Source organism: Frigoribacterium sp. ME-P-080 (assembly GCF_030209595.1).
GTDB lineage: Bacteria > Actinomycetota > Actinomycetes > Actinomycetales > Microbacteriaceae > Frigoribacterium.
Map to the genome: position 1 here is coordinate 289310 of NZ_JARVRR010000001.1, position 7279 is coordinate 296588.

A 7279-nucleotide genomic window follows, 5' to 3' on the forward strand; every position below is an offset into this window, starting at 1 on the left:
CGTCGAGTGGCCCCGGATCGTCCTCCACCCCGCCGGGAAGGACGATCTGGGACCACTCGACCGAGCAGTCGGGACGAGGAGGCGCGGTGCAGGCGTCCGACGCGTGCCCGGACACGCGCGGCGCGGCCCGGACGTGCAGGACGGGCGGGCCCGGGGGAGGCGGGCGTCCGGAGACGCCCGCTCACACCGGACCCGCCCGTCCTGGCAGGAGGTCGGCCGGTCGGCCTAGCGGGCCGAGGCGGTCTCGCCGACGCGCGTGCCGTCGGCGTCCGTCGGAGCATCGGCGGAGCCGTCGCCGGCACCGCCGTCGCGGCCGCCGGCCCGGCGGGCACGGGCCCGCACGAACAGGCTCGACGCGTAGACCAGCACGAGCGAGGCGAGGATCGCGACGATGACGGCGATCTGACCGCCGGCCAGGCTGATCTGGCCGAACAGGATGCCGACGACGCCGTAGTCCGAGTCGGAGAACGTCGAGTTCGACAGTCCGATGTCGCCGAGCACCGGCAGCAGGAACAGCGGCAGGAACGTGATCGCGAGACCGTTGGCGAAGGCACCGAGCACGGCACCGCGTCGACCGCCCGCGGCGTTGCCGATGACGCCCGAGGCGGCTCCGGTCATGAAGTGCGCGACGACGCCGGGGATGACGATGGCGGTGCCGGCGAAGATCATCACCGACATGCCGACGATGCCGCCGACGAAGCTCGCGAGGAACCCGATCAGCACGGCGTTCGGGGCGAACGTGAAGGTGATCGGGACGTCGAGTGCGGGGATCGCGTTCTTGACCAGGCGCTCGCTGATGCCCTTGAACGCGGGCACGATCTCGGCCAGCACGACGCGCACGCCGGCGAGGATCACGAAGACGCCCGCCGAGAAGGTCGCGGCCTGCATGACGACGTAGACGATGTAGTTCTGGCCGTCGCTCAGCTCGGTCTCGACGAAGGCCGACCCGGCGAACAGGGCGACGATCACGTAGATCACGGCCATCGACAGGGCCACGATCACCGTGGTGTCGCGCAGGAACCCGAGCCCCTTCGGGAACGTGATGTCTTCCGTGGACTTCGACCGGGTGCCCTTGCCGCGGGTCAGCGTCGCGACCAGGCCGCTCAGGGCGACGCCGGCACCGCCGGTGTGGCCGAGGGCGACGTCGTTCGAGCCGGTGACCTTGCGCATGAAGGGCTGCACGATCGCCGGCGACAGCGTCGTGACGAGACCCTGCAGCAGCGCACCCCAGAGCACGACGCCCCAGACCGGGAACCCGGCGACGCCGAGGATCACGGCGATCATCGCCGCCATGTAGAAGGCGACGTGGCCCGAGAGGTAGATGTACTTGAAGTGCGTCGTCGCGGCCAGCAGCACGTTGACGATGAACCCGAAGAAGAAGATCAGCGCGGCGGCCGAGCCGTAGTCGAGCAGCACCTGGCCGACGATGGCCTCGTTGTTCGGCACGACGCCCTGGACGTCGAACGCCTCCTGGAACATGGCGCCGAACGGGTCGAGCGAGGCGACGACCACGCCGGCTCCGGCGGCCAGCACGAGGAACCCGACGAGGGTGCGCACGGTGCCCTTGAGCACGTCGCTGAACGCCTTGCGCTGCAGCAGCAGCCCGACGAGCGAGATCAGCGCGACGATGATCGCGGGCTGGCGGAAGACGTCCAGCAGGACGGAGAGCACGCCCTCCATCAGTTGTCCCCGGCGTCGGGCACGGTCACGCCCTTGCGCACGGCGGTCTCGCGCACCTTGGTGCGCAGCTCGGCCAGGTCGATGATGCTGTCGAGCACCACGACGTCGCCGAGGCCGCCGACCGAGTCGGCCAGGTCGGCGCCGACGAAGATCACGTCGGCGGCACCCGGGCCGACCGAGCCGAGGTCGGCGTGGTCGACGTCGACCCCGGTGATGCCCTGCTCTTTGAGGACCTTCTCGATGTTCATGTGGACCATGAAGCTCGAACCGAGGCCCGAGCTGCAGACGGCGAGGAATTTCATGCGTTCTGTCCGATCTTGGTGAGGACCGCCAGGGTGTCGGCGGGGGTGGAGGAGGCGAGCAGCTCGGCGCGGAGCGTCTCGTCGGAGAGCAGGGTGGCGAGGGCCATCATCGTGTCGAGGTGGCTCTGGGGGTCGGTCGCGGCGAGGCAGAAGAAGAGGTCGATCGGGTGCGCCGCGTCGTCGTTCAACAGCACCGTCTCGCCGACGCGCAGGCTCGAGAGCCCGGTGCGCTCGACGCCGTTCTCGGGCCGGCTGTGCGCGAGGGCGATGCCGAAGCCCAGGTCGATGTAGGTGCCGCCCGCGGCGATCGAGTCGGTCATGGCCGCGACGTAGTGGCTGCTGATGGCGCCGTTGTCGAGCAGGGGCTGAGCGACGCGTTCGACGGCGTCGCGCCAGCCGTCGACGCGGTCGGCGAAGAGGATGGTCTCGGGGGTGAGGAGGTCGGTCAGCACTGTCGTTCCTGGTGGGGGTCGGTGACGTCGGCGTCGGGACGGGCGTCGGTTGCGGTGGTGGGGAGGGGGTTCAGGAGGCGCTGCTCGGCGGGCGAGGCGCGCCCGGTCGGTCAGCCGTGCAGGCCGAAGAAGATCTCGCTGTTCTGCGGGGTGAAGTGGCTGGTCCCGTACGCGACGGCCCGCTCGTCGCCGTCGAACACCGTCGACGCGATCTTCAGCAGGGTCGTCCCGAGGGGGACGTCGAGTTCGTCGGCGTGGAGGGTGCTGGCCCCATCGAGCGAGACGAGCAGGTCCTGTCGGGCGAGCGTCACGCCGTGCTCGCGGTCGAGGTGCCCGTAGAGCGAGCCGTCGGTGAAGTCGACGGTCGCCGTCTCAGGGAAGAGCGCGTGCGGCAACCAGGTCACGACGAGGTGGTGCAGCGAGCCGTTGACGAAGCGCAGGCGGGTCAGCTCGACCACCTCGTCGGCCGAGTTGATGTCGAGGTGGCTCGCCACCGTCTCGCCGGCCCGGACGACCTTCTGGTCGAGCACGCGGGTGCTGACCGCGAAGCCCTCGCCCGTCTGCTGCGCGTGGAAGCCCTTGACCTCGTCGGCGAAGCGCTCGCGGTAGTGCAGGCGGTACTGCGGCTCGGTGACGAAGGTGCCCCGGCCGTGCTCGCGCACCAGGTGGCCGTCCGCGATGAGGCCGTCGACCGCGTGCCGCAGCGTGATGCGGCTGACGCCGTACTCGTCGCAGAGGACGGGCTCGGCGGGCAGCTGCGACCCGGGTTCGAGCTTCTGGATTCGGGACAGCAGGTGCTCGCGCACGGCCACGTACTTGCTCGTGCCGCTCGTGGTGCTCATGTGGTGCCTCCGCGCCGTTGCTGAAGTGGGTGGTGCCCGCCCGACGACGTCAGGTCGTCGAGTCGTCAGGTCGTCAAGTCGTCATGATGACTTCGACGAGGGTACGTCTCGCCGACCACCGGTGCAAGTCGACAGTCGTCTTGATTCATCATGACGTCCTGATGACCGACGCTACGGTCGTCGGAGACCCAGCCCGCCCCTCCTCGAACCGGAGCCCCCCACGTGATCCACGACCTCGACGCCGCCGCCGTCACCACCGCCCGCCTGCTCGCCCTCGACGCCGTCGAGCGTGCCGGGTCCGGCCACCCGGGGACGGCGGCCGCGCTGGCCCCCGTCGCGCACCTCCTCTTCCAGAAGCACCTGCGGCACGACCCGCAGGCGCCCGACTGGGCCGGCCGCGACCGGTTCGTGCTGAGCTGCGGGCACGCGAGCGTCCTGCTCTACACGCAGCTGTTCCTCACCGGCTACGACGTGTCGCTCGACGACCTCAAGGCGTTCCGGTCGTTCGGGTCGCGCACCCCCGGCCACCCCGAGCTCGGCCACACCCCCGGCGTCGAGACCACGACCGGGCCGCTCGGGCAGGGCCTCGCCACGGCCGTCGGCATGGCGATGGCGATGCTGCACGAGCGTGCCGTCAACGACCCCGACGCCGCCCCCGGCGAGTCCGTCTTCGACCGCCGCGTCTTCGTGCTCGCGTCCGACGGCGACCTGCAGGAGGGCCTCTCGTACGAGGCCGGTGCGCTCGCCGGACGTCACCGCCTCGGCAACCTGACGGTGGTCTACGACGACAACGACATCCAGATCGAGGGCGACACGAGCCTCACCTCGAGCGAGAACGTCGGCGCCCGGTTCGCCGCGCAGGGCTGGCGCGTCGACCACGTCGGACTCGCCCCGGACGGCGACGTCGACGTCGAGGCCCTCGACGAGGTGCTCTCGACGACCGACCGCCGGGGCGACCGCCCGCACCTCGTCGTGCTGAAGTCGCAGATCGCCTGGCCCGCCCCGAACGCCCGCAACACCTCGGCCTCGCACGGCGCCCCGCTCGGTGCCGCCGAGGTCGCCGCGACCCGGGTCGAGCTCGGCGTCGACTCCGAGCCCTTCACCGTGGACGACGCCGTGCTCGCCCACACCCGGTCCGTGCTCGAGCGGGGCCGGGCCGCCCGCGAGGCCTGGCAGGTCGCCGCCCACGCCTGGGAGGCTGCCCACCCCGCGGCCGCCGCCGAGCTGCACCGCTCGCGGTCGCGCACCCTGCCCGCGGACCTCGGGTCGCGCCTCCCCGTCTTCTCTCCCGGCGACACGCTCGCCACCCGCGACGCGTCGGGCAAGGTCATCCAGGCGCTCGCCGAGGCGCTGCCCGAGCTGTGGGGCGGTTCGGCCGACCTCGCCGAGCCCAACCGCACGGCGATCGCAGGAGGCGCGTCGTACCTCCCCGAGGAGGCCCCCGGCACCGGCCGCGCCGGTCGCAACGTCCACTGGGGCGTGCGCGAGGGGGCGATGGCCTCGGCCATGAACGGCATCGCGCTGATCGAGGGCTCGCGGTTCTTCGCCGGCACGTTCCTCGTGTTCAGCGACTACCAGCGCCCGGCGATCCGGCTGGCGGCGCTGATGCAGCTGCCGGTCACCTACCTCTGGTCGCACGACTCGGTCGCCCTCGGCGCCGACGGGCCGACCCACCAGCCGATCGAGCACCTGGCGAGCCTGCGCGCGATGCCCGGGTTCTCGGTCGTGCGTCCGGCCGACGGTGCCGAGACCGCCGCCGCCTGGCTGGCGATCCTCGAGAAGGACGGCCCGGCTGGTCTGGTCCTGGCCCGACAGCCGCTGCCGGTCGCGCCGACGCCCGCCGACGTGGTGCGTGCGGGTGTGCGCCGCGGGGCCTACGTGGTGCAGGACGGCGGTGCTGCGGCTGCGGCTGCGGCTGCGGCTGCGGGTGCGGCCGCGGGCACCGGCACGACCGGCGCCGGCACGACCGAAGCCGGCGCGCCCGACGTGGTCGTCGTCGCCACGGGCAGCGAGGTCGCCCTCGTGCTCGAGGCCGTCGCGCGGATCGACGACCTCGCCGTGCGCGTCGTGTCGATGCCCTGCCGCGAGTGGTTCGACGCCCAGCCCGCCGAGTACCGCGAGCAGGTGCTGCCCCGCGCGGTGACGGCCCGGGTCGTGGTCGAGGCGGCCGCGAGCTTCGGCTGGGAGGGCGTCGCCGGCCCCGACGGCGTGGTCGTCGGCATCGACGAGTTCGGCCTGTCGGCCCCCGCGGCCGACGCGCTGCGGGAGCGCGGCATGACGACCGACCGCGTCGTCGCCGCCGTTCGCGCCGCGGCCGCCCGGGCGGCGACCTCCGTCGCTTCCTGACCCGCGCCTCCTCGTCCTGGCCCGCGAGTGGGCAGAAGGTGCTGCTCGGCTCGCGCTGACGAGCATCTTCTGCCCACTCGGCGGAGCGGCAAGGGTCGCTGCCGGGCCCGGGCCCGGGCCCGAGCCCGGGCCCGGTCCCGAGCCCGAGCCCGGGACCGGCCTACGGCTGGCTGGGCGAGGTGACCGTCACGGCTCCGCTGGCGATCTGGTCGCGCAGGGCGTCGAGCTCGTCCGACAGCTCGGGGCTGACCGACGACGCCAGGTCGTGGAACGGCGCGAGGCCGACGCCGCCGTTGTCGAGCGTGCCGACGTAGGGCTCGTTGGTGAACGAGTCGTCGGTCGACGAGACGGCGATCTGCTGGACGGCCTTCTCGGTGTCCTTGATGACGCTGGTCAGCACGATCGGCCGGTACTCGGCGGGCAGCGTGTCGTAGCCGTCGTTGTCGACCCAGATCACGTCGACGCCGCCCGTGGCGAGCGCGGCCGACGCCGCCCCCTCGCCGACCTGCCCGGCCACCGGCATGATCACGTCGGCACCCTGGTCGATCAGCGCCTGGGCGAGCTGCTTGCCCTTGTTGACGTCCTCGAAGTCACCGGTGAACGAGCCGTCCTGCGCCTCCTTCGTCCAGCCGAGCAGCTGCACGGTCGTGCCGTGCGCGGCGTTGTAGGCGTCGACGCCGTCCGCGAAGCCGTCCATGAACAGGGTGACCGGGGGCTGGTTGCCGCCGCCGAAGGTCGCCACCTTGCCCGTCTTGCTCACGCCCGCCGCGAGGTAGCCGGCGAGGTACGAGGCCTGCGCCGTGTCGAACAGGATCGGCTTGACGTTCGGGGCGTCGACGGTCTCGTCGACGATGGCGAAGTCGATGTCGGGGTTGGCCGCCGCCTGCTCCTCGGTGGCGGGGGCGAGCTCGTAGCCGACCGTCAGCACGAAGCCGCAGCCCGAGTCGACGGCCTGCGCGACGTTCGGGGCCAGGTCGTTCTCGGTCGTCGAGACGAGCACGCGGGCCTGGATGCCGTCCTCCTTCTCGGCCTTCTGCAGGCCGGCCCAGCTCGACTGGTTGAACGAGCGGTCGTCGAGCCCGCCCGAGTTCGTCACCATCCGGGCGCAGTCCTCGCCCGCGGCGGAGGTGCTGCCGCCTCCCTCGGCGGGAGCGCTGGCACAGCCGGCGAGCAGGGCGAGACCGGCGAGGCCCCCGGCGACCCCGAGGAGGCGCGGGCGGCGGAGTCGGGACGACGAGCGGCTCCCGGCGCGGGCGGCCCCGAGGCGGGTGCTGCCGAGGCGGGTGCTCGGGCGGGGTGCGGGTGCCGCGGGTGCTGCGGCTGCTGAGGAGCGAGCGGACGCGGCGGGGTGCGCGGGTGCGGCGGGGCGTGCGGACGCGGCGGGGTGCGCGGGTGCGGCGGAGCGCGAGGGGTGGACGGACATGAGGCGGGACCTCCGGGAACGGGTGTGCTGTGGGGGTGCCGGCGGTGCGGGCCGGGCGGGTGGACACAGTCAACTGCCTGCGGGCCTCCGTGCCAAGCGTGTGACGGGGGCGGGCTCCGTCGGCGGCCCGACCCGCGCCTCCTGTGTTCGCCCGTCCGGCCCGCGCCGCGCCTCCTGCTCTCGCCGCCACGAAGTAAACATGCCGCCACTTTTTCTCGTGGCGGGGTGTTTAGT

6 protein-coding genes are annotated in these 7279 nt (G+C 72.7%); 1 reads left to right on the forward strand and 5 read right to left on the reverse strand.

Going from position 1 to position 7279, the window contains the following annotated elements:
• Positions 1-225: 225 nt before the first annotated feature.
• The 4 genes from ulaA to QRN23_RS01485 form a co-directional block, all read right to left on the reverse strand.
• Entirely contained in the window at positions 226-1671 is a 1446-nt protein-coding gene (gene ulaA, locus QRN23_RS01470) for a PTS ascorbate transporter subunit IIC (protein ID WP_347342489.1), read from the reverse strand.
• 8 nt (positions 1672-1679) lie between these two features.
• Positions 1680-1982 carry a PTS sugar transporter subunit IIB gene (locus tag QRN23_RS01475; protein ID WP_285062183.1) on the reverse strand — a complete coding sequence of 101 codons (303 nt, stop codon included), beginning with the start codon at positions 1980-1982 and terminating at the stop codon, positions 1680-1682.
• Positions 1979-2434 carry a PTS sugar transporter subunit IIA gene (locus QRN23_RS01480; RefSeq protein WP_158612887.1) on the reverse strand — a complete coding sequence of 152 codons (456 nt, stop codon included), beginning with the start codon at positions 2432-2434 and terminating at the stop codon, positions 1979-1981. Before QRN23_RS01480 ends, QRN23_RS01475 begins: the two co-directional genes overlap by 4 nt.
• A gap of 110 nt (positions 2435-2544) precedes the next feature.
• On the reverse strand, positions 2545-3276 hold the full coding sequence (locus QRN23_RS01485) for a GntR family transcriptional regulator (protein ID WP_056227873.1): 732 nt from the start codon (positions 3274-3276) through the stop codon (positions 2545-2547).
• A gap of 222 nt (positions 3277-3498) precedes the next feature.
• On the opposite strand from QRN23_RS01485, the gene QRN23_RS01490 reads away from it, so the two are divergent.
• On the forward strand, positions 3499-5622 hold the full coding sequence (locus tag QRN23_RS01490; protein ID WP_285062186.1) for a transketolase family protein: 2124 nt from the start codon (positions 3499-3501) through the stop codon (positions 5620-5622).
• 160 nt (positions 5623-5782) lie between these two features.
• Here QRN23_RS01490 and QRN23_RS01495 read toward each other — a convergent pair whose 3' ends face one another.
• A complete protein-coding gene (locus tag QRN23_RS01495; protein WP_285062188.1) occupies positions 5783-7045 on the reverse strand; it encodes a BMP family lipoprotein in 1263 nt (420 codons plus the stop codon).
• Positions 7046-7279: the final 234 nt, after the last annotated feature.